Raw genomic sequence first — 24,752 nt, 5'->3', positions numbered from 1 at the left:
GAGCGCCTACGCTTGAACCATGAAACCATTGCCGTTCCTCAATCCTGCCGCAGGAACGCCTGCTGTGCGCAATCCGGGTCGACCGTCCGTGATCGTGCCGACCCAGGCCGTCGACGCCGAGGAGCTGACCGCACAGTGTGCAGCAGCCGCGGCGACGGGCGTCGTCGACGTCATCGAATGGCGCATCGATCCGCTGCTCGCGCAGACGGGACGAGATGCCCGCGCCGAGGATGTTCTGCGGCTGTTTCCGCACGCAACCGCTGCCGGTCTGCCGGTCCTGCTGACCGTGCGCACCGCGTTCGAAGGCGGTCTGGTCGAGATCTCCGAAAGCGAATACGCCGAGGTGGTCAGCCGCCTCATCGCGGGGGTGGCGAATGCCGCAGCGGAATCCGGCGAATCGCCGGCAGGAAGGGCGGGTGGAGACCTCGGTGCGCCGGTGGCGCTCGATGTGGAGATCGACCGGGCGCAGTCTCAGGCGCTCATCGCAGCGGCAAGGGAGAACGGCGTGCCCGTGGTTGCCTCGCACCACAATTTCACGGCCACGGATGCGCCAGCAGAGCTGCGTGCGACCTTCCGCCGAATGGATGAGGCCGGAGCAGATGTGGCCAAGGTGGCGATGATGCCGCAGGAGCCGAGCGATGTGCTGCATCTGTTGGAGGCGACCGCCGAGGCGGCGTCGTCGTCGAGTCGACCCGTGCTCGGAATCTCGATGGGGCCTTTGGGGCGGACCAGCCGGATCATGGGAGCGGACTTCGGCAGCTGTGCGAGCTTTGCCCAGATCGGTCTGGCCTCGGCGCCGGGGCAGATCGACGCTGTGCGTCTGGCTGAGATCCTCGACCGCGTCAGCGACTGAGCGGGCCGGGGTGCTGTCGTGTATAAGCGGCTTCAAGGTGCATATGTGGTGATTGTGATCGGGGCGTATGCATTCCGAACCCGCGCGTACAGACACGCCGGACCCATACGCAGAAGAAGCGGCCCGCGAAGCCAGAGCTTCCCGGGCCGATCCGTCTGCTGAAGAGTCAGGAGATCAGTCGGAGACCTCTTCGATCTGCTTGCGGAACTTCTTCGGCAGGGCGGCATCGCCGAAGTTGTTGCGCACGGTGTTCGCAGCGATGCGCTGCACGACGAGCTGCGCGACTGCCACACCGACGCCGGAGACGATCGTCCAGGCCAGGGCCTCGGACATCGAGATCTCGTCATCGACGGGGTTCGACGGTGCAGGGCGCTTCGTCGACTTCTCCCAAGCGAAGGTCAAGGTCTTGCGAGCGACGAATGCGGCTGCGATGGGTGCTCCCACGCCGATGATCTGCCAAGCGAGCTTTCCCATGCTCGTGTCCTTTCCTTGAAGCTCAATCTCACGGCGATGCTGTGCCGTGTGAACGTAGTCCGTCCGAGACAACACTAACGCAGGACAGTGGCAGTGAAGCCAAACGGCACTGCTCACAGAAAGTTCGTCGATCTCATACTTTTGGGGGATGTGCAGGTGTGCCGGGTCGGGATAGCGTGAGAGCACGCTTCGGCGAGGGTAAGGGAAGGCCCGCGTCGGAACGTGAGAAGAAAGGCACATGATGCTGAGGAAATGGAAGACGAGGATCGTCGCCGGACTGTTCGTCTGCGGTGCTCTCGGATTCCTCCTGGCGCTGCTTCCGGGACTGTCCGGACTTTTCTGGCCGCTGTGGTTGGCGGGCTGCGCGTCCTGCATCCTCGGGCTCGTGCTTGCCTTCACTCTCCCCTCGTCGGCAACGTCCGACGCCCTGCCCCGGGCCTGACGGCTCGGGGCAGCGCATCCCCTTTTACCGACATCCCACTTACCGACACCTTCTTCTTTGGCATCCCCGACTCAGGCCGGCACGAAGAGCTCTTCGTGCCGGGTTTCGCCGTGGTCGGGATTCAGCCCGCGCGCACGATCGACTGGAACTTCGCGGTCAGCTCCTCGTCGACGGCGATCGCGTTCCCATCGAGTTCGCTCAGCGCCACAGCCGTGCGCATTGATGAGACGAACCATGCCCCATCGGCGGTCTTGACATCATCGAGGCGCAGGTCAGCGTAGTCGGCCGTCAGCCCCAGCTCCTGGGCGTGATCGAAGATCAGCTGCTGGGTGGTCCCGGAGAGCAGACCTGCTTCGGGGTCCGGCGTGAGGAGGCGGTCGCCTCGGCGAATGATGAGATTCGCGGTCGGCCCCTCGAGGACGATGCCGTCGTGGGAGACGAAGAGCGCCTCATCGGCCTTGTGGGCCGCGGCATAGCGTCCGGCGGCCTGATTGACGGCGTAGGACAGGGTCTTCGCGCCGATGAGCAGCCACGGTGCCTTGCTGCCGATATAGGCGTCGAAGCCGCGGTCGAGGCTCACCGCCGTCACGCCGTGGACGCGGGCGGAGCGGATGTGGTCGTCCACGGGCACCGGGAACGCCCACCCGCGCGGACGGAACCGGCCGTCCTCGTCCTGCTCACCGCGGGACATCGCGTAGCGGATCCCGAACTCGACGATTCCGGGATCGTCGGCGGCCACCTCGGCGATGAGGCGATCGATGACCCGATCCCACAGCTCCTGGTCGGGTTCGGGAAGCTCCAGCGCCGAGGCGGAGCCGCGGAACCGTGTGAAGTGCCGTTCCCGATTGACGACGACGGCACCGTCCTCGCCCATGCTGACCAGGACGGTTTCGAAGATTCCGTCCCCGCGATGAGCGGAGAGATCGGTGACCGGCAGCTGTGCGGCAGCCAGATCAGTGAGTTCGAAGCGCGCAGCTGTCGGGTCGACGAGGAAGAGCGGCTGGGTCATGCGGTGCCTCCGAAGAGCAGTCCGAGGGCATAGGTCACGGCGGCGGCGCCGAAGCCGATCGCGAGCTGGCGCAGTGCGCGCGGCCCGGGCGACTTGCCCGAGAGCAGGCCGACGATTCCGCCGGTGAACAGCAGGGCGATGCCGACCAGGCCGGCGGACAGGAAGACGGCGGGCAGTCCGGACATGCCGAAGATGTAGGGCAGGATCGGGATGAGTGCGCCGGAGGAGAAGAAGCAGAAGCTCGACAGGGAGGCGCCGAGACCGGTGCCGAGTTCGTCGCGGTCGACACCGGAGTCGATGGCAGGCAGCTTCGGCGCCTGCTGGTTCTTCGCCGCTGCGATCGTGCGGTTGGCCTGTGCTTCGGCTTCGCGGGCGTCCATGCCGCGGGCGCGGAAGACGAGCGCGAGTTCATTGGCGTCGATATTGAGATCGGCCAGGGCGTGCCGGGATTCGGGGTCCGGGGTCGACGCGTCGAGCAGTTCGCGCTGCGATCGTACGGAGATGTATTCGCCTGCGCCCATCGACAGGGCGCCGGCGAGCAGACCGGAGACGCCGGTGAGCAGGATGACGGTGTTCGAGACTCCGGCTGCGCCGACGCCGAGGACGAGGGCCAGATTCGAGACCAGCCCGTCGTTGGCGCCGAAGACGGCGGCTCGGAAGTTCCCGGACAGGCGTGCCCGGGAACGGGCGGCCAGCGCACGGACCACCTCGGCGTGGATGCGCTCATCGGCGGCCATCTCGGCAGACGCCGCGTCGTCGTCCTCATAGGGAGAGCTCGTCTCGGACTGCTGTGCCAGCGCGAGGACGAAGACGGAGCCGAACATCTGGCCGAGGAATGCCAGGCAGCGGGTGAGGAGGTCGGCGGAGCGTCGCTTCTGCGCGTGCTCGCCGAGCAGAGCGATCCAGTGCTCCTGATGGCGGGATTCGGCAGTGGCGAGGCTGAGCAGGATTTCGCGGTCCTCGCCCTTGCGACGTTCGGCGAGGTCGCGGTACACGCGTTCCTCGAGCCGTTCGTTGGCGAGGTAGCGCTGCCAGCGGCGAATGGTCCGTCTGTCGGGTGGGGCGGGCTGCTGGGCCCCGCCGACGGAATCGTTGGTCGTCACTGGCCCGAGTCTAATCCGGTGCGGGGAAATCGGCACTCCGGCCGGTCGGGATGTGGGGCAGCGGCGGTGCGCGCGGCGGGAGCCCGGAGATCCGCATGGACACCGCTGCCGCAGGGCGCGGAAACGGCAGTGAACCCGTACCTGCGAAACCATTCGGTGACCGGTTGTTATCAATTCGTGACATTAAACCCCGCAGATGTGGACTAGATTAAAGCCCAATGTGAGTTGTGTCACCGTTTCGTCACAGATGGATGCGATTCGTTACCAATGGCGGATCGCGGCGAAACGTCAGAATCGAGCTTCCCCGCAAGCGCAGTCGAGAGGCCGGCCTCGGCGTGAGAGTCCACGCCGTGACGGTCGATTCCGGCGCGCCGAACCATGCGATTCCTCAGGGGCACATGACGGAGTGAAAGGAACTCCATGAAGTTGCGTACGAAGAGCTGGCTCGCGGTCACCGCTGCGGCCGGGCTGGTCCTCGGCGGCGTGAGCCCGGCAATGGCCGCCGGCGCCGCCGGACCAACCGAACATACCGATATGGGGGTCACCGGCGACGCCGCGATGAAGCACCTCCAGAAGATCTCCGACATCTCCACCTCCCGCGCCGATGAGGGATTCCGGGCGCTGGGAACCCCCGGCTACGAAGAGGCGGTCGAGTACGTCGAATCCACCCTCGAAGCCACCGGTGCCTTCGATGTGAAGCGTCAGGCCTTCGAGGTCGAAAGCCAGGACTTCGGCACCGTCGATGTGAAGGTCGACGGCGAGAAGGTCGAAGTCACGACCGCCGAGTACACCGAGGGCACGAGCGAGCCGTTGACCAGACTGCCCGTGGCGCTGCCAGTCGATGACGACAACAGCGACTTCGCCGGCGGACAGCTGGGCTGCTCGGCGGACGACTTCGACGCCAGCGCAGAGGGTGCGCTCGTGCTCGTCTCCCGCGGAGAATGTGCCTTCGGCGACAAGACCAAGGCCGCCACCGAGGCCGGTGCCGCCGCCGTGATCATCTACAACAACGACTCGGCCAATCCCGACGAGGCGCTCAACGCCACCCTCGGCGGTCGGATCGAGAACAGCGCACCGACAGTCACGGTCACCTACAACGTGGGCCAGGACCTCCTCTCGAAGGTCGAAGATGCCGCCGCGGCCGAAAGCGCCACTGAGAACTCCGGCACCGACGACTCTGCGACAGGCAGCGGACTCGCCGCCGGCAACGAGGAAGCCCCCGGAGCAGAGGAAGCGCCCGGTGATGAGGCCGAGGCAGGCGACGACGCTGCCGCGGCTGCCGTGCTGACGGCTGACTTCACGCTCGAGACCGAGTTCGTCACCGAGACGACCTGGAACGTCATCGCCGAGACCAAAGCCGGCGACCACGACAACGTCCAGATGTTCGGAGCACATCTCGACGGCGTGAAAGATGGCCCTGGTGCCAACGACAACGGCTCGGGCTCCGCGGCGCTGCTGGCCTCGGCCGAAGCACTGGCCGAGCAGCCGACCGAGGTGGACAACGCGGTCCGCTTCGGCTGGTGGGGCGCCGAAGAGGTCGGACTCGTGGGATCGACGAACTACGTCGAGAGCCTGGACGACGCCGAGGTGTCGAAGGTCAAGGCGTACATGAACTTCGACATGATCGGCTCCGACAACTACATCGTCGGCACACTCGACTCCGACGGCTCCGATGTGCCGATCCCCGATGGGGTCAACGTGCCCGAGGGCTCGGCCGAGCTCGAGAAGGTCTTCACCGACTACTTCGCCGACAATGATCAGCCGAACGTCGGCACTGACTTCTCCGGACGCTCGGACTACCAGGCGTTCATCGACAACGGCATCCCTGCCAGCGGACTGTTCTCCGGCGCCGATGGCACGAAGACCGCCGAGGAGGCCGAGATGTTCGGCGGCACGGTCGGTGCCGAGCACGATACGAACTACCACCAGGCCACGGACACCATCGAGAACGTCAACCGGGATTCGATGAACATCTTCGTCCCGGCGATCGCCTTCGCGGTGCACACGCTGGCCTACGAGCTCGCCGATGCTCCGACGGACCCGCCGACGGATCCCACGGACCCGCCGACCGATCCCACCGATCCGCCGACAGAGACCCCGACCGACAAGCCGGGCGAACGTGGGCTGAGCATCGACCCGACGACGATCGAGGCTGATGACTTCGTCGGTGACAAGGGCGTCCAGGTCGCCGCGGCCGGATGCACCGCCGACACCACTGCGACGATGACCGTCGAACCGCAGAACGGTGACATCGAGACGTTCGAGCAGACCGCCGAGGTCGGCGAGGACACCGTCGCCCGGTTCGGCGTCCGCGGACTCGATGATTCGAAGGCCGAGACCTACATCGGCGCCTACGAGGTCACCGTCGACTGCGAAGGCGGAGATCCGCTGAGCGGTTCCTTCGAGGTCGTCGCCGCAGGTGACGGACCCGGAGCCGGTGACGGCGGCAACGGTGGCGGCGGAGGAGACCTGCCGCGCACCGGTAATGAGGCACTGCCGCTGATCCTCTCGGCCGGAGCGCTCATCGTGCTCGGCATCGCGATGACGGTCGGCACTCGCCGCCGCCGCAGCTGAGCGGAAGTCGAGACAGCGTGCTCTGATCAGCCTCGGTTTGTTTGATGGGCACGCACGGCCCGACGCAGGTCGGTGACTGGAAACGGTCACCGCCCGGCGTCGGGCCGTTCTCACCTGTGATGACGGCGGATGGCGCAGCTGAGTCTGCCCTGAAGCGGATCTGAGACGCCCCGACTCGCCTGCCGGCGGCCCTCAGGGGTCGTTCACCTTGATCGGGCAGAATGGTCTTCCGTGACTCCCAAACGCTTCTTCAAGTTCTTCGCAGTGGCCGAGACCGTGACCTGGTCCCTGCTCATCATCGGCATGATCCTCAAATACGTCACCCACACCACCGAGGTGGGCGTGCGCATCGGCGGAGGCATCCACGGCTTCATCTTCATCTGCTTCGTCATCGCCGTCATCGGCGTCGGCACCTCACAGCAGTGGAGCAAGCGCCGCATCGCCACCGGGCTCGGCTCGGCGATCATTCCCTACGCCACGATTCCCTTCGAGCGGTCGGTGGAGAAGACCGGGTCCCTCGAAGGGGACTGGGGCCTGGGCCGCAACGGGCGCACCCCGCAGACCTGGTTCGAGAAGCTCACCTCGTGGTGCATCCGCTTCCCGTGGCTGGCCATCGGCATCGGCGTGATCTTCGTCATCGTCGTCTTCTCTGCACTGCTCTTCGCCGGACCGCCATGGGAATGGGGCAAGTGACCTTGAGCCCTGCCGTGGCGGGGTAGGGGAGGCGGGCGCTGACCGCGCGGTCGATGGGCGGGGCGGCCGCCTCGGCGATTTTCCGCTCTGTTGCGCGCCAGCGGGCTGGCCTAGGATGAAAGGGGCCGGCTGGCGATCGGTCGGTCTGCACATCCCGCCACGATGAAAGGCCCACTGATGGACCTGCTCTTCGGCGTCGGAGGAATCGGCATCCTCGTCGTCATCATTCTCATTGCCCTGTTCGTGATCCTCAGATCCTACAAGATCGCCTCACCGTCCGAGGCGCTCATCATCACCGGCCGGAACGCCTCGGGGGCCTCGGGGACCGGTCGCATCGTCATCGGCGGACGTTCGGTCGTCTACCCGATCGTGCAGAAGGCCTTCATCCTCTCGCTGTCCTCGCGGCAGATCTCCGTCGAGATCGACGGCATCTCCATCAACGGCATCGCGCTGCGTCTGCGCGGCGTCGCCCAGGTCAAGGTCGGCGGCACCGAGGATGATGTGCGCAAGGCCGCGCAGCGCTTCCTCGATCAGCAGGACCAGATCGACCACTACTCGAAGGAGATCCTCTCCGGCACCCTGCGCGCCGTGGTCGGCACGCTCACCGTCGAGCAGATCATCCAGGATCGGGCCTCCTTCGCCGCGCAGGTGCAGGAAGAGTCCGCGCACTCGATGAACAACCAGGGCCTCATCATCGACACATTCCAGATCTCGGCGGTCGAGGATGAAGGCAGCTACCTGCGCGACTGGGGTCGCCCGCAGGCCGCTGAGGTGGCGAAGAACGCCGCCATCGCCGAGGCGAATGCCGGGCGTGCCTCGGCCGTCGAGGAAGCGCAGCAGAACGAAGAGACCCAGAAGCAGCAGGCGCTGACCGATCAGGCCATCGCCGAACAGCAGCAGCAGTTGGCTCTGCGCCGTGCGGCGCTGAAGGAAGAGGCCGATCAGCGGCAGGCATCGGCGGACAACGCTGGACCGCTGGCAGCCGCGGCCGAGAAGCAGAAGCTGCTCGAGAAGGACCGGATCGTGGCCAAGGAAGCCGCGGAGCTGCGTGCCGAACAGCTCGACGCCGAGGTGCGTCGACCCGCGGACGCCGAACGCTACCGGCAGCAGGCTTCTGCCGATGCCCGAGCGTATGAGATCGAGGCGCAGGGTCGGGCCGAAGCCGCCGCCGAGCTGCATCGCCGGTCGAAGGACGCCGAGGCGATCCGCCTCGAAGGTGAAGCTGAAGCCGATGCGATCAGGGCCCGTGGTGAGGCCGAAGCCGAAGCACTGCGGGCGCAGGCCGAGGCGTACAAGCAGTTCAACGACGCCGCAGTGCTGTCGAAGGTGCTCGAAGTGCTGCCGACCGTCGCGGGTGAGCTCGTCGCTCCCTATGCGAACATCAAGGACCTCTCGATCGTGTCCACCGATGGTGAGTCGAAGCTCGCGAACTCGGTGTCGAACAACCTCGCCCAGGTCCTCGAGGTCGTCCGCGGGACGACCGGAGTCGACCTCACGGACCTCGTGGCCAAGGCGAAGGAGTCCGGTGGGGGCGCCTCGGCGGGGTCCCGTGGAACCTCCGAACCTGAGAGCGGAGGTCCGACCGGCTCCTCTTCATCTGCTTCCTCTGCGGGCGTGGGGTCGGACGAGGTTGTTGACGGCGTCGTCGCGGACAGCACGTCTGCCGGACCGCGCGCGAACGGTGCGAGCTTTGACCCGAGGGCCTTTCTTGATGACAGCGGTGTCGACCTCGACCGGATCGGCCATGAGGTGAAGAAGGCCACCGGCTTCGATGTGCAGGCCTATATCGACGAGGCAAAGCGCCGCCTCGATGACCGGGGCGCGCCGGGCGGCACCGAACCCGGCTCGGAATCGGACACGGAGTCCGGCTCGGGCACTGACTCGGATTCTGATTCTGACTCTGACCAGGGTGAAGGCGGCACGGACTCCGAGAGCTGACCTCATCCGGAGCCCGAGCGAATCGGGCACACGCAGCGCGGGCGTCGATCAGTCATCTGGTCGGCGTCCGCGGTCGTTGTCCGCCCTTCCTCGCCGTCAGGGTGCATCACGACGGGACTATATATAAAAGCATGTACATATGTTAATGTATGAAGTCGGGAGGTTCTTATGGCTCATGATCATTCGCATGGTGCGGGGTCGCGCCGTCAGTTGTCGATCGTGTTCGGCATCGTCGCTGCGATCTTCGTATTCCAGCTCTTCGGCTCGGTCATCACCGGCAGCCTGGCACTGCTCATCGACACCGGCCACAACGCCGTCGACCTCATCGGCATCGGCATCGCACTCTTCGCGGCGACCTTGGTCAACAAGCCGGCCGGTGGGCAGAAGACGTGGGGTTTCAGGCGTGCCGAAGTTCTCGCTGCAGGTGCGCAGGCGACTCTGCTGCTGGGTCTCGGCGCCTACAGCCTCATCGAGGGCATCCGCCGGTTCTTCGTCCCGCCGGAGGTGCCGGGGCCGGGGCTGCTGCTCTTCGGCGCGATCGGTCTTATCGGCAACCTCATCTCGATGGCCATCCTCAGCTCTTCGAAGGAGGACTCGCTCAACCTCAAGGCGGCGTTCCTCGAGGTCATCGCCGACGCGCTCGGCTCCGTGGCTGTCATCGTCGCCGCTCTGTCGATCTGGCTCTTCGGGTGGGAGCGGGCCGACGCGGTGGCGGCTCTGTTCATCGCGGCACTCATCGTTCCCCGGGCCTTCTCGATTCTGCGGGAGACGGGATCGATCCTCCTCGAGGTCGCTCCGAAGGAACTCGATCTGGACAAGGTCAGGCAGCACCTCGAGTCGGTCGACCATGTTCAGGGGGTCCATGACCTCCACGTCACTCGCATCGACTCCAACCTGCCGGTGCTCACCGCTCATGTCGTCCTGACGGACGAGTGCTTCTACGACGGCCACGCCCCGCGGATCCTCAGAGCACTGCAGGAGTGCCTGGCCGAGCACTTCGAGATCGCGATCGAACACTCGACCTTCCAGTTCGACCGCGCGAAGGACGCCGCTGAGGAGACTCACACCCACGAGTGAGCTCAGGCAGGCACCGGCTGCTCGGCGTGGATGGCTTCGAGTTGAGTCACAATGGCTTCGGTCATCTCGACGGTGTTCGACTCTCCGCCGAGGTCGCGCGGCAGGATTCCTGCTCCGGTGGCGTTCTCAATGGCTTTGCGCACGCGGTCGGCCTCTGTGTGCAGACCGAACTCATCGAGCATGAGCGCCGCCGACGAGATCGCCCCGATGGGGTTCGAGATCCCCTGTCCGGCGATGTCGGGAGCCGAGCCGTGGACGGGCTCGAACATCGAGGGGAAGCGTCGGTCAGGATTGAGGTTTGCGCTCGCGGCCAGCCCAAGGCTGCCGGCCAGGGCCGAACCCAGGTCCGACAGAATGTCCGCGTGGAGGTTCGACGCAACCACCACGGACAGCTGCTCGGGGTGCAGAACGAACTTTGCGCTCATGGCATCGACGAGGACGCTTTCCGTCTCGACGTCGGGATAGTCCTGGGCGACTCGAGCGAAGACTTCGTCCCAGAGCACCATGCCGTACTGCTGGGCATTCGACTTCGTCACGCTCGAGACCTTCTTCACCTCTCGCGTGCGCGCCAGGTCGAAAGCGAACCGGATGATGCGCTCGCAGCCCTTCTCGGTGTGCAGGCTGGTCTGCAGGGCCACCTCGTTGCCCGGGCCGCGACCGCTGAGGTTGCGGCCTCCCATCCCGGCATACTCGCCCTCGCTGTTCTCGCGGACGACGATCCAGTCGAGCTCGGTGTCGTCGGCCTTGCGCAGCGGCGACTGGACTCCCGGCAGGAAGGTGACTGGCCGGATGTTCGCCCACTGATCGAAGGGCTGGGTGATCGCCAGACGGAGACCCCACAGGCTGGTGTGGTCGGGCACGTCGGCCGTGCCGACTGCCCCGAAGTAGATGGCGTCGTGCTTCTGCAGCTCCTCGAGTCCGCCCTCCGGGATGTAGTGTCCGTTCTTCAGGTAGTACTCGGAGCTCCAAGGGAACTCCGTGACATCGAACTCGACTGCCCCTTCGGACTGCTTGGCGATCGTGTCGAGGACCCGGAGTCCCGCAGCGACGACCTCGCCGCCGATCCCGTCGCCGGGAATGGACGCGATGGAAAAAGTCTGTGTCTCGGTCATGGGTTCGTCCTTGCTGTGGGGTGCTGGGGCGGGTGCAGAGCCGTCCGCGGGGCTTGAGGCCCCGCAAATGCGACGACTATCTCCATTGAGCATCCGAATCATCCATAAGTCCAAGACTCAAAGATGATCATTGAGATAGGTGAGACCTATGAGGCGAGTTCGGCGGCGAGCTTGAGCAGGCGAGCCGCCGCCGGGGTGAGCCCCTCGGTGCGGGAGATGGCTGATACGTGCAGGGCGGGTGCCCCGGTGATCGGTACGAGACCCACGTGTTCGGCATCGGCGAAGGTCTGCCACGAGGAGGGGAGCACAGCGAGGCCGATGCCGGCTCTGACGAGGGGGAGGATCGCATTCCTGTGGGCCACCTCGGCGACGATCTCGATATCCGTGCCGTCGGCGATGAGCTCGTCGACGTAAGCGCGCATGAACGAACCGGAATGGGAGACGATGAATCGCGAACCTGACAGCGTGGAGGGGTCGACCGCCTCGGTGCCGGTGATTCCCGAGGACTGCGGATTGTGCGCGAGCATGAGTGGCTGGTCAGCCAATGGAATGACGCGGAGGTCGTTCACCGACAGCGGCCCGCGGCCCCCGAGCAATCCGATCTCGCTGCGACCGTACCGGATGGCCTCGATCGTCTCATCGACGGTGAATGTGCCGTTGAGATCGAAGGTGATCTGCGGGTGGTCTCGGGCGAACGCCGACAGCAGCGAGGTGAGCGGTTCGATGCTCGGGGTGGGCATCGCTGCGATCTGAATCCGGCCCGAACGCAGTCCGCGCAGACCCTGCACGTGCGCTTCGGCGGCTTCGAGGTCCCGGACGACGAGGCGCGCCGGCCCCTCGAACTCCCTGCCTGCCTCGCTGAGGGCGACGCGGCGTCCGACGCGATGGAAGAGCGTGATCCCGAGTTCCCGCTCGAGTCCCTTGATCGTCTGGGAGAGGGACGGCTGTGCGACGAGGAGAGATTCCGCTGCCTTGGTGAAGCTTCCGGTGTCGACGACGGCGAGGAACTGGCGAAGCTGACGGATATCCATAGGTTCATCCTATCGGTGGCATTGAAGATTTGCCTTGGACTAATCGTTCGTCGTCGGTCAGGCTGAAACGAACGCGATGAAAGGACCAATGACGGTGAATATTTCGCAGAAATCCGACAGCGACGGATCTCCCGGGATCATGACTGATGTGCGTGAGGCCCTGTTGGGCGGCAAGACGTTCCGGAGTCTGAGCGAGCAGAAGCTCTCTCCGCGGGAGGAGAAGTTCGAACGGGCTCGGATGACTTCGGGTTTCATCCTTGCTCCGCTCGTGGCGATCGTCTTCGCGCTCATTCCGATGGGGCTTAGCTATCAGCAGCACATGTTGGCGGCGATCCTCCTCGGCGTCATCGTCCTCTGGATCACCGAACCGGTGCCGATTCCCGTCGGCGGTCTCATCGGCGTCGGCGCGGTCGTCGTCCTCGGGATCGTGCCGGCCGCAGACGCGGTCGGGCCTTTCGGCTCTTCGACGATCTTCACCTTCATCGGTGCGTTCATCCTCGCCCAAGCGATGCTCCACCATGGAATCGCCCAAAGACTGGCATTGACCGTCCTCGCACTGCCCGGTGTCGGGAAGTCGGTCTACCGTGTGATCCTCGCCTTCGGACTCATCACCTGTGTGCTCTCCGCCTTCGTGTCGAACACGGCGACCGTGGCGATGCTCATGCCGACGGCGTTGGGCATCCTCGCCGTGATCGCCGAGCTCATGCAGGAACGCGGCATCGTGAAGAAGGACTTCGACCCGCTGCGGCTGCGGGTCGGTGCGGCGCTGCTGCTCATGCTGGCCTACGGTGCGAGCGTCGGCGGCCTGCTCACTCCCGTCGGTTCACCTCCGAACCTCATCGGACGCGGACTGATCGAGGAGGCGACGGGGACGAAGATCTCCTTCGGCCAGTGGATGGCCGTGGCCCTGCCGATCTGCGTGGCGATGTTCATCATCCTCGCCGTCGTGCTGTTCCTGCTCAACAAGCCGGAGATCCGGAAGATCGAAGGCGTCGAAGAGTATGTGAAGAAGGAGCTCGCCGACCTCGGCCCTGTGTCCCGTGCGGAGAAGAACACCCTCTTCGCTTTCGGAGTCACCGTGGTGCTGTGGCTGCTGCCGGCCTTCGCTGCCCTGTTCACAGGCACCGATTCGGCGATCTACGAGTTCCTCGACTCCCGCCTCGACGAAGGGATCGTCGCCGTCATCGGCGCCTCGCTGCTCTTCATCCTCCCCGTCGACTGGAAGCGTCGCGAGCCCACGCTGACTTGGACGCAGGCGGCGAAGATCGACTGGGGCACGATCATCCTCTTCGGCTGCGGCATCATCTTCGGGGCCCTGCTGGCCGACACCGGTCTGGCCGAGACGATCGGCACCGGATTCGCTGACGGTCTGGGCGTGACGAGTCTGCTCGCCATCACCGCAGTGTCCGTTGTGCTGGCGATCCTCATCTCGGAGACGACGTCGAACACCGCCGCAGCGGCCGTGATCGTACCGATCGTCATCCCGCTGTGCCAGGCGGCGGGCATCGATCCGTTCGTGCCGGCGATGGCCGCGACCTTCGCAGCGTCGTTCGGTTTCATGCTCCCGGTCTCGACGCCGCAGAACGCGATCGTCTACGGCACCGGAGCCGTGCCGATCACGAAGATGATCCGCACCGGCTTCTCCTTCGACATCGCCGGAGCCATTCTCATCGTGGCACTGGTGCCGGTGATGATCGGGGTTGTCGGCCTCGGACAGTAGGCCAGAGGCCGGATTCTGCAGTGAAGGCGGCCCTCCCCGTGCCGGCCGGTGACCGGTGAAGGAAGGGCCGCCTCGGCGAACCTTGTCCTACTGCCCGGGCAGGATCTCCACTGAATCTGTGCGGAAGCGCTCGAGCTTGGCAGGGTCGATCGAGACGCCGAAGCCGATGCCGGTGGGGACGTCGACCTTGCCGTCGTGCATGACGATCTCCTCGGTGATGTCCTCGTGGAAGAATCGGTTCGACCCGGAGATGTCGCCGGGCAGGGTGAAGCCCGGCAGCGATGCCAGGGCCGCGTTCGCCGCCCGTCCCAGGCCGGTCTCCACCATCCCGCCGTGCCACACGGCGACCCCGTGGGCTGCGGCGAGATCATGGATCTTCTTCGCTTCGATGAAGCCTCCGACGCGTCCGGGTTTGATGTTGATCACCGAGGTGGCTCCCAACATGATCGCGTCCGCTGCCGCCTCCGCGGAGACGATGGACTCGTCGAGGCACATCGGGGTGTCCATGAGCTTCGCGAGCTCCGCGTGCTGCCGGATATCAGCCTCGCCGAGGGGCTGTTCGATGAGGAGAAGCCCGTATTCGTCGAGTCGGCGCAGATGCGCGGCATCGACGAGGGTGTATGCGGCGTTCGCGTCGACCTGGAAGCCGAAATCATCACCGAATGCCCTGCGCACCGCAGCCACCGGGGCGATGTCCTTGCCGGGCTTGATCTTGAGCTTGATCCGGGCGTAGCCCTCTTCGAGGTAGCCGCCGATGACCTTGACCGTCTCCTCGACGGAATCCTGGATGCCCACCGATACGCCCGAGGGGACCGAATCGACGACCCCGCCCAGGTAGTCCTTGAACGACTGGTCGTTGAGCTTCAGCTGGGCTTCGATGACGGCCATCTCGAGGGCGGACTTCGCCATCGGGTGCCCGATGACATGGCGAAGATGCCAACCGACGGTCTCCGCGGTGAGATCCTCGACGTCGAAGAGCAGCGGCGCCAACCAGCGGCGCGTGACGTCGATGCCGGCGGCCACATACTCGGAGGAGTAGAGCGGGGAGATCATCGCCACCGACTCGCCCCACCCGGTGACCTCGCCCTGCGGGGTGTCGAAGACAGCCTCGACGAGGTAGCAGTCCTTCTCCGTCTCCCGCATGAACGAGGTCTCGAACGGGGTGACCAGCGGGATCGAGACTTGGTGGAGGGTGACTGACTTGAGCTTCATATGCCGGGCTCCTGCTTCGCAACGGGGCGGATGGGTCTTCGCTTCCACCTTATGCCAGCGGTCCGCAAAGAGGCGGCGAGTATCGCGAATCAGGTCCGGAAGGACCCTGGAGCGGCGGCTCGGCGATTGATAGTGTGAACAAAAGTCTTCCTGTCAGCAAGGGGGCCACCGTCGTGAACGATCACCTGCGCACTTTCACTGCGCGCAGACAGTCCTGGTTCGGCCTCAAGCTGCCGGTCAAAACCGCCCTCGCGCAACCGGCGCTCCACCCGCTGTTGCGAGCGATCGCGCCACGGATCAGAGGGCTGAAGATCGGTCGTCTCCCTGCGCCCATCGAACTCACCGAGATCCGCGGACGGGCGGGCGGAGCGGACTTCATCCTCGTCGAGCCCTTCCGCTGCGAGATCGCCAAGGAGTTCTACTGGGGAAGGGGCCGACGCACCGAACCCGAAGACGCGTTCGCCCTCGACCTCATGGTCGCGCTCAGCGCCGATGCCGATGTCTTCCTCGACATCGGCGCGTACACCGGGGTCTTCACCATGGCCGTCCTCGCCGCGAACGAGAATGTGCGCGCTCACGTCTTCGAGATCATCCCCGCCGTCGTCGCAGGTGTGGAGAAGAACGTCGAACGCAACGGCTTCAACAGCCGCGTGACCGTCCACCCGACCGGGGTCGGCAGCCCCGACACCTGGATGAAGGTGCCCCTCGGCGACGGGGGATCGGCGCTGCCGTCGTTCTACTCCGCTGACATGAGCTTCGACTCCGACGCCGAGGTGCGCTTCACTTCCCTCGACGCCCTCCTGCCCGAGGTGCTGGCCGATGCACGGGCAGAGGCGTCCGGAGACGGCGAGGGCGCTTCGGGTCGGGCCGCTTCCGACGAGGATTCGACGACTCGGGCCACACCCGGCGATGAGCCGACGGTGACCGTGAAGATCGATGTCGAAGGCGGCGAGAACGATGTCTTCGCGCACGGGCAGGAATTCCTCTCGACCCTCCACCCGGATATCCTCTGCGAGGTCCTCGACGACCGCGCGAAACCGCGTGAACTCATGGGCCACTTCGGCGAGCATGGCTACCACTACTACCTCGTCGGTGAGGATCGACTGTTCGCGCGGTCGACGATTCGGCCGGATCCGCATCTGCGTGACTGGCTGTTCACGCTGAAATCACCGGATCAGATGCGCGCGGCCGGCTACCCGGTCGACTAGCCGCCGAGTGCGACCGCGGTTACCGCCGACCGCGCCGTTGCACAAGCAGGTAGCCTGAGACTGGCCTACTGTTGTACTAGAACCCTGAGCCCACCGTTCGATCTTGGCAATCTGACCCCACTTATCTGGGGAAGAGGGAGGGGCCGGCGCTGGAATGGCCGGCGATGGCCGGACTCGGCGCAGTCATGCTTGTGGTGGTTGACGAACTGTCGATCGAGTCCGTTTCGCTATCGAAAGATGCGACTGTTGACCTGCCCTGTCGCCACCAGAGTCCCTTCGGCGTCTGTGACGTGCACTTCGGTGAGACTTGCCGAACGAGTTCGGTGCACAACTTTGCCTGTCGCGGTGAGGTCAGTTCTAGCAGCGGCGAGATAGTTCACCCCGAGAATTGCCGTCGCACCCCCGGATGCGTCATCATCGGGTGAGATTCCGGATGCCGAGGCGGCGGCACCGACGGTATCGATCAAAGTCGCGATGACACCCCCATGAAGCACCTGAGGGGTGGTTGTCAGTTCTTCGGAATATGGCATTGCGAGGGTGACGTGGTCGATCTCCGCTGAGCGCACCGAAATTCCGAGTGTCTGTGCGACGGGAGCTTGGAGGACAACATTCTTGATCCAGTGCTGTGCAAGTGAGTGCATGTTGGTCATCCTTGATGGTTGAGACGCTGGTTGCCGTGGTCATCCAAGCGTTGCCTCTGCAACGGCGACTGTCGATAACCTCACGGGTCATGCAGTCGAAAGCCAGCAGCGCTCTCTGTCGTCACTTCATAGCGAGGATCGCGTCTCTGGTGGGGTCGTCGGCCGGGTAGAAGGCCTCGACGCGCAGTTCGTCGATGGTGATGTCGATCGCTGACTCCACCGTGGCGGAGACGCTGAAGAAGCGCAGCTTTGCGTCACCGACTTTGAGCTCGAGCGGTATGACGACATCAGTGAGCACTGGGTGGCCGACGTCATCACCCGGGTAGGAAGCCAGTTCTGCGACAAGGTCATGCAGCCGGGGGTCGCCATCACGTTCGGACCTACTCTGCACCTGGGAGAGCAGGTGCGTGCGCCACTGGCCGAGGTTGATGATACGTGGGGCCAGACCGTCTGGATGCAAGGTCAGTCGCAACGCGTTGATAGGGGGGTCAATCAGGTGGGCAGCGCATCCACGGAGCAGGAAGTCGGTCGCTGCGTTGCGGTCGATAACGTCCCACCAGTGGTCCAGGAGGAGCGCGGGAAAGGGCATATGCGCATCCATGATCGACTGCAGTGCACTGCTCACCGCCATCAACTCGGGCGCATTGAGTCCACGCTCGGGGTACGCCGGAGCAAGACCTGCCGCAAGCATCAACTGATTTCTTTCGCGGAGCGGAACCTCCAAATGGCGTGCAAGACGCTCGAGCATGTTGCGCGTCGGCTTCGACCGCCCCGTCTCGAGGTAGCTCAGATGGCGTGTTGATACATTGGCACGCGTTGCCAACTGGAGTTGGCTCAAGTGCCGTCTGGTCCGCCAAGCCCGTAGAAGCTCACTGACTGACGTCGTGCTGGTGGAGGCCATGCCATGTTCCTACTCAGACGTAAGGAATCCTATGACCTCCATCTTCGTGCGAGGTGACATTCGCCGCAAGCCTACTGCCCACGAAGCGACATGGGGTCGATCGTGAGGCTGGTGCTGTGCCTCCGTGCAACCATCTATTCCGAGGGAGACAGCAAATCTGGTTCGCATCATGCTCAGGCACGCGACCGCAGACTTCCCGAAGCTATCGGCGAACAGGCGCGCAAGCTGTGACTTTTGACAGGTGAACCTCTTCGGCAGATGCCTTCGCCTGGAGCAGGGGGCTGAGGAGTGCCCGAACAGAGGATCTTCTGGTCTGAGGTGCCATTGATGTGTCCCCGAAGGGCTGAGTCCGCGGATAGCGCCAGGGAGTCGGAGCGCTGCTGCGGGACTGGCTGTTCACCCTGAAATCACTGGCCGAGACGCGCGCTGCCGCACCTCAGCCCCGCAACTGATCGGCGATGAGGGCGGCGAGCAGCGCGGTCCGGGGTGCGATCTCGTCGATGACGGCGTGTTCGTGTTCGGCATGCGCCCCATCGCCGACGGCCCCGAGACCATCGAGGGTCGGAATGCCGTCGCCGGCGGTGAAGTTCCCGTCCGATGCCCCACCTACGGAAACGCCCTCCGGGGCCGGCAGCCCGAGCTCACCGGCCAGCGCGGTCGCCCGGTCGAACAGCGCAGCCGACTGCTCCGGTTCGAACGGCGGCCGATTGATCCCGCCGAGCACCTCCGTCGCCGAACCCTCCACCTGGGGCTTCGCAGCCAACTCACGGATCTGCGCATCCACGCGTTCGAGTTCCGCCGCGGTCCGGGCACGCACATCGATGTCCACACGCGCCTCGGCGGGCACCGTATTCGACGTCGTGCCGGCGCTGATCACGGTCGGCACCACAGTCGTCCCGGCCTCGGCGTCGGCGAGATCAGCGACCAGCGGCAAGGTCAGAGCCAAGGCCATGCCCGCATTGATCCCCTTCTCCGGTTCGAGCCCCGCATGCGAGGCCTTCCCGGAGAAGACGAGAACGTAGTTGCTCGTGCCCTTTCGCTCGAGCTTGAGCGCACCGCCCGCGCTCGCCTCCATGACGAACACGGCCTTCGCTTCGGCCGCCTCGGCGCGGATGAGGTCCGAGGATGAGATCGATCCGATCTCCTCATCGCCGGTGACGAGGATCGACAGACCGTCTAGGGCACCCTCGCCGAGGTGGTCGCGCAGGATCGCTGTCGCGTGCACACTCATGATCGCCCCGGTGAGCATGTCGAAGCTGCCGGGACCGCGGAGGATGCCTTCGTCGGTGGTGAACGGGATGCGTTCGAGCGTGCCGTGCGGCCACACCGTGTCCTGGTGGTTGAGGAGGACGACGCGGGCCGGGCCGGTGCCGAAGCGCAGGCGCAGGTGGGTGGTGCCTTCGACCTCGAGCAGCTCCGCCTCGGTGCCGAGGCGCTCGTGCAGCAGTGCGGCGAAGTCCCGTGCCCCGGCGGCCACCGCGTCCTTGTCACTCGAGGGCGTCTCGATCGAGATCACACGCTCGATGTCGGCGAGCATGTCGGGCAGACGCCTGGCGGCCTGGTCGACGAGTTCGGCGGGCTGGAATACGGAAGCTGTGGTCGAAGTCATATCTCGATTCTACGGAGGGCAGGTTGCCGCCTTCCTCGGTGTCCGGATGATGCGACTGGGGACATCCTCGGCGATGGTCGTCTCATTTCTGCGTGGGGACATCGACCGATCTCGCCCTGTCCGAGCACAAACCCGACCGTCTGTGGTTTGCTTGTTCCATGGGTGAGGAAGTCAGTTCGAAGCGGTACACGCCGGAAGAGCGCACACTGTATCGGGAGAAGCTTGCGGAGAATCTCGAGCTCTTCGATACCTATCTCCGGCATGCGGAATTCAAATCGGCCGGCACGATCGGGCTCGAACTCGAGCTCAACCTCGTCGACGGTGAGAACCAGCCGAATCTGCGCAATAAGGACGTGCTCAACCGTCTCGACGACGAATACCAGTCCGAGATCGGCGGGTTCAACCTCGAACTCAACCACCCCGTGCTCCAGGTGGCGGGCCGGGGGCTGAAGACTCTTGAGGCCGGTGTCGCCCATCGTCTGGAGAAGGCGCAGAATGCCGCCGAGGCGGACGGGCTCAAGGTCGTATCGATCGGGACCCTGCCGACGCTGACCACGCAGTTCCTCACCGACGAGCCGTGGATGACCGAGGAGAACCGATACGAAGCGCTGAGCAACTCGGTCATCGATGCGCGCGGAGAATACGTGCGCATCGAACTCGGCCGCGACGAGCGGTACAAGATGGAGTTCGCCGATATCGCCCCCGAATCCTCGTGCACCTCGATGCAGCTGCACCTGCAGGTCGCGCCGAACCGGTTCGCCGATGCCTGGAACGCTTCGCAGGCGATCGCCTCGGCGCAGGTGGCGATGGGTGCGAACTCCCCGCTGTTCGTCGGCCGGAAGCTGTGGCACGAATCCCGGATCCCCGTCTTCTCCCAATCCATCGACACCCGCACGCCCGAACTGGTCAACCAAGGTGTGCGTCCGCGGGTGTGGTTCGGCGAGCGGTGGATCACCAGCGTGTTCGACCTCTTCGAGGAGAACGTCCGCTACTTCCCGCCGCTCCTGCCCGAGATCAAGGACTTCGTCGAATTCCGGGCCGCCGATGCGCCGAAGCTCTTCGAACTCAACCTGCACAACGGCACTGTCTGGCGCTGGAACCGGCCGATCTACAACTCCGGTGACAGCGGTGCCCACATCCGCGTCGAGAACCGTCTTCTGCCTGCCGGACCGACACCGGTCGACATGGTCGCCGACGCCGCCTTCTACTACGGGCTCGCGGAGTTCCTCGTCGGTGAGAATCGTCCCGTGTGGTCGCGGATGTCGTTCAAGGAAGCCGAAGAGAACTTCTTCAACTGCGCCCGTGACGGCATCGAAGCACGAGTGACCTGGCCGAAGATCGGACGCATCGACGTCGCCGAACTCGTCACCGATGTGCTCGCACCGCAGGCCAGGCGCGGACTCTCACGTCTGAACATCGACAAGGACATCATCGACGAATACATGTCGATCATCGAAGGTCGGGCCGAGAACCGTGTCAACGGTGCGACCTGGCAGCTGCAGGCGCTGGAGAGCCTCGCTCCCGGCAGCCTGCAGGATTCTCCCGAACGCCGCGAGGGACTCACAGCGATGATGGATGCCTATGTCGCCAACCAGGCGTCCGGCAAGCCCGTCCACACCTGGGAGATTCCCTCCCGCTGACAGTCGTTCGTCGCCAAATGCAGGTCGCTATCGGATACTCAGCGCCGAATGCAGGTCGCTATCGGATACTTCGCGACGCAGAAAGTATCCGATAGCGACCTATTCTCTGGGGCAGGCGACGAGCCTCAGAGGCGCTCGATCTCGACGAAGACGACGTCGGAGGCGCCTCCGGGGTTCGACACCTCGTGTTCTGAGCCGGCCGGGCGGGTGTAGGAGACTCCTGCCTCGAGTTCGGCGCGGATCTCGGTGCCGTCGGAATTGCGCACGAGCATCGTGTCAGTGACCATCGGCACCACGACGTACTCATACTCGTGCTTGTGCATCGGGATCACTCCGTCGGGCCGGATCGTCCACCTCGTCACCCGGAAGACGCCGTTGTCGAGCTGGACCTCGCCGGTCGAGCCGGTGTCTGCGGGGATGTCTGCGGCCATGGTGTGATCTCCTTCGATACGTGGACGGGTGCGATACGTGGGCGGGTGCTGGTGCCGTTTCCGGTGCGGAAAGGCAACTGCACGTGATGCCCTCACTGTATCCGTCCGCACCGTCCACGCGGGCTGCACCCGCAGCCACGCACTTCCCCGCGCTTCACCCCCTCTCGCACTTCGCCTCCTGGACACAGACCGTCGGACTCCTCGACATGGCCCGATCCACCCGGGCTAGCATGAGGGATATGCGATACCCACTTGCAGACATCGACGACGTCGACGATGACATCCGCACCCAGATCCTCGAGGTGGCCGAGAAGTCGGGCTTCGTGCCCAACGTCTTCCTCGCCCTGGCCCGCCGCCCCGCCGAATTCCGCGCCTTCTTCGCCTACTACGACGCGCTCATGGAGAAGGAGACGGGCAACCTCACCAAGGCGGATCGGGAGATGATCGTCGTGGCCACCTCGGCGATCAATCAGTGCCTGTACTGCGTCGTCGCCCACGGGGCGATGCTGCGGATCTTCGCAAAGGACGCCTTCATCGCCGACGTCGTCGCCACGAACTACCGCCAGGCGAACATCAGCGCACGTCAGATGGCCATGCTCGACTTCGCGGTCAAGGTCTCCGAGGAACCGTGGGCCGTGAATGACGCCGACCACCAGGCGCTCGCCGAACACGGCTTCGACGCCGAGGACGCCTGGGACATCGCCGCGATCACCGGCTTCTTCGGCCTGTCCAACCGCATGGCCCACATCTCCGGAATGGTCCCGAACCCGGAGTTCTACACCCTCGGCCGCGTCCCGCGTGAGAAGAAGTGAGACGATGACTGCACACACCCCCGCCGAGGCGGCACCCACCACGTCCGCCCCCGCCGCAACTGCCCCCACCACGTCCGCGTCCGCCCCCGTCGCCTCCGCCCGATCCGGGCTCGTCAAACCCTTCGCCGCGATGGGCATCGTCGCCACGGTCGGGCAGATGCAGCGCGCCGGCCGCGACACCATCGCCATGTGCCTGGGCGAACCGACCCAAGGCGCGCCCAGTCCCGTCCTCGCCCGTGCCGCCGAAGTCGCCCGCGACGGCACCGGACTCGGCTACTCACCGATCTTCGGCATCCCCGAGCTGCGCGAGGCCATCGCCTCCCACTACCGCGACTGGTACGGACTCGACATCGCCCCAGACCGCATCGCCGTGACCACCGGATCCTCCGGCGCCTTCCAGACGACGTTCCTCACCTGCTTCGACGTCGGCGACCGGGTGGCTCTGGCCCGACCCGGGTACGGGGCGTACAAGAACATCCTCGCCGCACTCGGATGCGAGGTCGTCGAACTCGACTGCGGCGCCGACGAAGGGTTCCAACCGACCGTCGAACTGCTCGCCGCAGCCCACGCCGAGGCGCCCCTCAAGGGGCTCATGCTCGCGTCCCCGGCGAACCCGACGGGAACGATGATCGGACCCGAAGCGCTCGGGAAGCTCACGGACTGGTGCCGAGCGAACGGAGTGCAGGTGATCTCGGACGAGATCTACCACGGCATCAGCTACATCGGCACCCGCGGCGAATGCGCCCTGGCCCATGACGACGATGCGATCGTCATCTCTTCGTTCTCCAAGTACTGGGGTATGACAGGCTGGCGGTTGGGCTGGGCGATCCTGCCCGAAGAGCTCGTCGCCCCGGCCCAGAACGTCACTGGGAATCTCTCCCTGTGTGCCCCGGTGCCCGCCCAATACGCCGCGGTCGCCGGATTCTCGGACGAGTCCTACGCCGAATGTGAGGCCGCAGTGGCCTCGTTCGCCGGAGCCCGCGAGCATGTCCTGAACGCGCGTGATGACCTCGGCTTCGGCCAGATGGCCCCACCCGACGGTGCCTTCTACATGTACGCACGCATCGACGACATCCTCGACCGAGCAGGACTCCAGACATCCGGACAATGGTGTGCGCAGGTGCTCGACGCCACCGGTGTGGCTCTGGCCCCCGGCGATGACTTCGACTCCGTCGACGGTCCTCGCTCCGTGCGTCTGTCCCTGGCCGTCGGCGCGGACCGGACCGCCGAAGCCATCGACCGCATCCTCGACTTTATGGGATGAGTCCTGCACGACGTGAGAGGAGCCCCGACGAGGTGACCGGATGAGCTCCGCCGAGGCGACCGGGGACGGTCGGACGCCCGCACCGCAGGCCCTGCCGGTCCTCGGGGTGGTCGTGGCCGCCGTGCTGCTGGGTTCGGCCGGTCTGTTCGTCATCCTCGCCGAGGCGACCGCCCCCACCGCTGCCTTCCTGCGGTGTTGGATCGCCGTCATCGTCCTCGCACCCCTGGCCTACCTCGAGATCCGCAGACACGGCAGAGTCCCGCCGAAGGCGCTGCTCATCGCCGGGGTCTCCGGTGCGGCCCTGGGACTGGACTATGTGCTCTGGGCGCAGAGCGTCCTCGATGCCGGTCTCGGGGTGTCCACCGTGCTCATCAGCGTCCAGGTCATCGTGTTCCCCGCACTGGTGTGGATCTTCGGCGGCAGCCGGCCCGGATGGCTGTTCATCGGCTGTGTGCCGCTCATGATCATCGGCATGCTGCTCACCGGCGGGGTCTTCGGCGTCGACCAGGCTGCGGCCAATCCGACACGCGGCGCGATCTTCGGTGTCCTCTCGGGTGTGCTCTACGGCGTCTACATCTTCGGCATCCACCACTCACGCAAGGTGGCTCCGAAGTTCGTCGTCGCCCCTGTCGAGGTCGGCACGATCGCCGCTGGAGTGATGACGGCGGTGGCCGGAGTCGGCCTGGGCGGACTCGACTTCGACCTCGGCTGGGACGGGTGGGCGTGGATGCTGGCGCTGGCCGTGTGCGGTCAGGCTCTGTCCTGGGTGCTGCTGAGCATCTCGAGTCCGCTGGTTCCCGTGTCGACGACTGCGGCGCTCATGCTGCTGCAGCCGCTGTCGGCGGTGGTGCTCGGATCGCTCATCGCCGGTGAACGTCTGCAGCCGGCCCAATGGGCGGGTGCGGTGCTCGTGGCCGCCATCGTCTGGGTCGTCGGCGGGGGACCGGAGGCGCTCACCCGGCGCCGACGGCCGCCTCGGTGAGCGACGGAAGGGTGGACCGCCTCGGC

The 24,752-nt window shown here is 65.4% G+C and carries 22 protein-coding genes; 12 read left to right on the top strand and 10 right to left on the bottom strand.

Features of this window, described 5'->3' with window-relative positions:
- The first annotated feature begins 19 nt into the window (after positions 1–19).
- The gene (locus L1F31_RS17440; protein ID WP_265418487.1) at positions 20–853 is read left to right on the top strand and encodes a type I 3-dehydroquinate dehydratase; all 834 of its coding nucleotides are present in this window, start codon (positions 20–22) and stop codon (positions 851–853) included.
- Positions 854–1,027: 174 nt separating this feature from the next.
- Here the strand turns inward: L1F31_RS17440 and L1F31_RS17435 are convergent, their stop codons facing one another.
- Positions 1,028–1,327, bottom strand: a complete 300-nt coding sequence (locus L1F31_RS17435; RefSeq protein WP_265418486.1) for a DUF4235 domain-containing protein — start codon at positions 1,325–1,327, stop codon at positions 1,028–1,030.
- A gap of 238 nt (positions 1,328–1,565) precedes the next feature.
- Here L1F31_RS17435 and L1F31_RS17430 point away from each other — a divergent pair, with 238 nt between their 5' ends.
- Entirely contained in the window at positions 1,566–1,769 is a 204-nt protein-coding gene (locus tag L1F31_RS17430; protein WP_265418485.1) for a hypothetical protein, read from the top strand.
- Between the two features lie 121 nt (positions 1,770–1,890).
- Here the strand turns inward: L1F31_RS17430 and L1F31_RS17425 are convergent, their stop codons facing one another.
- The gene (locus tag L1F31_RS17425; RefSeq protein ID WP_265418484.1) at positions 1,891–2,778 is read right to left on the bottom strand and encodes an aminotransferase class IV; all 888 of its coding nucleotides are present in this window, start codon (positions 2,776–2,778) and stop codon (positions 1,891–1,893) included.
- Positions 2,775–3,881, bottom strand: coding sequence for a VIT1/CCC1 transporter family protein (locus L1F31_RS17420; RefSeq protein WP_265418483.1), 1,107 nt, complete (start codon positions 3,879–3,881; stop codon positions 2,775–2,777). The genes L1F31_RS17425 and L1F31_RS17420 overlap by 4 nt, the downstream gene beginning before the upstream one ends.
- 420 nt (positions 3,882–4,301) lie before the next feature.
- On the opposite strand from L1F31_RS17420, the gene L1F31_RS17415 reads away from it, so the two are divergent.
- The 4 genes from L1F31_RS17415 (at position 4,302) to L1F31_RS17400 (ending at position 10,163) form a co-directional block, all read left to right on the top strand.
- Positions 4,302–6,455 carry a M28 family peptidase gene (locus L1F31_RS17415; protein ID WP_265418482.1) on the top strand — a complete coding sequence of 718 codons (2,154 nt, stop codon included), beginning with the start codon at positions 4,302–4,304 and terminating at the stop codon, positions 6,453–6,455.
- A 231-nt stretch (positions 6,456–6,686) separates the two neighbouring features.
- Positions 6,687–7,148 carry a DUF3817 domain-containing protein gene (locus L1F31_RS17410; RefSeq protein WP_265418481.1) on the top strand — a complete coding sequence of 154 codons (462 nt, stop codon included), beginning with the start codon at positions 6,687–6,689 and terminating at the stop codon, positions 7,146–7,148.
- Between the two features lie 177 nt (positions 7,149–7,325).
- Complete coding sequence (locus L1F31_RS17405; protein WP_265418480.1) at positions 7,326–9,086, top strand: flotillin family protein; 1,761 nt, start codon at positions 7,326–7,328, stop codon at positions 9,084–9,086.
- A 168-nt stretch (positions 9,087–9,254) separates the two neighbouring features.
- On the top strand, positions 9,255–10,163 hold the full coding sequence (locus L1F31_RS17400) for a cation diffusion facilitator family transporter (RefSeq protein ID WP_265418479.1): 909 nt from the start codon (positions 9,255–9,257) through the stop codon (positions 10,161–10,163).
- A 2-nt stretch (positions 10,164–10,165) separates the two neighbouring features.
- On the opposite strand, the gene L1F31_RS17395 is transcribed toward L1F31_RS17400, so the two are convergent.
- The gene (locus L1F31_RS17395) at positions 10,166–11,275 is read right to left on the bottom strand and encodes a tartrate dehydrogenase (RefSeq protein WP_265418478.1); all 1,110 of its coding nucleotides are present in this window, start codon (positions 11,273–11,275) and stop codon (positions 10,166–10,168) included.
- A 146-nt stretch (positions 11,276–11,421) separates the two neighbouring features.
- Positions 11,422–12,306, bottom strand: a complete 885-nt coding sequence (locus L1F31_RS17390) for a LysR family transcriptional regulator (RefSeq protein ID WP_265418477.1) — start codon at positions 12,304–12,306, stop codon at positions 11,422–11,424.
- Between the two features lie 88 nt (positions 12,307–12,394).
- Here L1F31_RS17390 and L1F31_RS17385 point away from each other — a divergent pair, with 88 nt between their 5' ends.
- Positions 12,395–14,026 (top strand): SLC13 family permease, encoded by a 1,632-nt coding sequence (locus L1F31_RS17385; protein WP_265418476.1) that lies wholly within the window; start codon positions 12,395–12,397, stop codon positions 14,024–14,026.
- Positions 14,027–14,113: 87 nt separating this feature from the next.
- Here L1F31_RS17385 and menC read toward each other — a convergent pair whose 3' ends face one another.
- Positions 14,114–15,238: an o-succinylbenzoate synthase gene (gene menC, locus L1F31_RS17380; protein ID WP_265418475.1), complete on the bottom strand. Its 1,125-nt coding sequence runs from the start codon at positions 15,236–15,238 to the stop codon at positions 14,114–14,116.
- Positions 15,239–15,411: 173 nt separating this feature from the next.
- On the opposite strand from menC, the gene L1F31_RS17375 reads away from it, so the two are divergent.
- On the top strand, positions 15,412–16,446 hold the full coding sequence (locus L1F31_RS17375; RefSeq protein ID WP_265418474.1) for a class I SAM-dependent methyltransferase: 1,035 nt from the start codon (positions 15,412–15,414) through the stop codon (positions 16,444–16,446).
- 227 nt (positions 16,447–16,673) lie between these two features.
- Here L1F31_RS17375 and L1F31_RS17370 read toward each other — a convergent pair whose 3' ends face one another.
- The 3 genes from L1F31_RS17370 to L1F31_RS17360 form a co-directional block, all read right to left on the bottom strand.
- Positions 16,674–17,096 (bottom strand): PaaI family thioesterase, encoded by a 423-nt coding sequence (locus L1F31_RS17370; RefSeq protein ID WP_265418473.1) that lies wholly within the window; start codon positions 17,094–17,096, stop codon positions 16,674–16,676.
- Between the two features lie 112 nt (positions 17,097–17,208).
- A complete protein-coding gene (locus L1F31_RS17365) occupies positions 17,209–17,988 on the bottom strand; it encodes a helix-turn-helix domain-containing protein (RefSeq protein ID WP_265418472.1) in 780 nt (259 codons plus the stop codon).
- 436 nt (positions 17,989–18,424) lie between these two features.
- Positions 18,425–19,597 (bottom strand): M20 family metallopeptidase, encoded by a 1,173-nt coding sequence (locus L1F31_RS17360; protein WP_265418471.1) that lies wholly within the window; start codon positions 19,595–19,597, stop codon positions 18,425–18,427.
- A 158-nt stretch (positions 19,598–19,755) separates the two neighbouring features.
- Here L1F31_RS17360 and L1F31_RS17355 point away from each other — a divergent pair, with 158 nt between their 5' ends.
- Positions 19,756–21,237: a glutamate-cysteine ligase family protein gene (locus L1F31_RS17355; RefSeq protein WP_265420462.1), complete on the top strand. Its 1,482-nt coding sequence runs from the start codon at positions 19,756–19,758 to the stop codon at positions 21,235–21,237.
- A 125-nt stretch (positions 21,238–21,362) separates the two neighbouring features.
- Here the strand turns inward: L1F31_RS17355 and L1F31_RS17350 are convergent, their stop codons facing one another.
- Positions 21,363–21,668 (bottom strand): cupin domain-containing protein, encoded by a 306-nt coding sequence (locus L1F31_RS17350; protein ID WP_265418470.1) that lies wholly within the window; start codon positions 21,666–21,668, stop codon positions 21,363–21,365.
- 239 nt (positions 21,669–21,907) lie between these two features.
- Here L1F31_RS17350 and L1F31_RS17345 point away from each other — a divergent pair, with 239 nt between their 5' ends.
- Genes L1F31_RS17345 through L1F31_RS17335 form a run of 3 tightly spaced genes read left to right on the top strand, consistent with a single transcriptional unit; the run spans position 21,908 to position 24,726 of the window.
- Positions 21,908–22,480 (top strand): peroxidase-related enzyme, encoded by a 573-nt coding sequence (locus L1F31_RS17345; RefSeq protein ID WP_265418469.1) that lies wholly within the window; start codon positions 21,908–21,910, stop codon positions 22,478–22,480.
- Positions 22,481–22,484: 4 nt separating this feature from the next.
- Positions 22,485–23,744: a pyridoxal phosphate-dependent aminotransferase gene (locus L1F31_RS17340; RefSeq protein ID WP_265418468.1), complete on the top strand. Its 1,260-nt coding sequence runs from the start codon at positions 22,485–22,487 to the stop codon at positions 23,742–23,744.
- Between the two features lie 40 nt (positions 23,745–23,784).
- Positions 23,785–24,726: a DMT family transporter gene (locus L1F31_RS17335; protein ID WP_265418467.1), complete on the top strand. Its 942-nt coding sequence runs from the start codon at positions 23,785–23,787 to the stop codon at positions 24,724–24,726.
- Positions 24,727–24,752 lie beyond the last annotated feature (26 nt).

It is taken from the genome of Brevibacterium spongiae (assembly GCF_026168515.1).
GTDB lineage: Bacteria > Actinomycetota > Actinomycetes > Actinomycetales > Brevibacteriaceae > Brevibacterium > Brevibacterium spongiae.
Note: the sequence above shows the minus strand (reverse complement) of the source record. Positions and strands in the feature narration are given on the sequence as shown.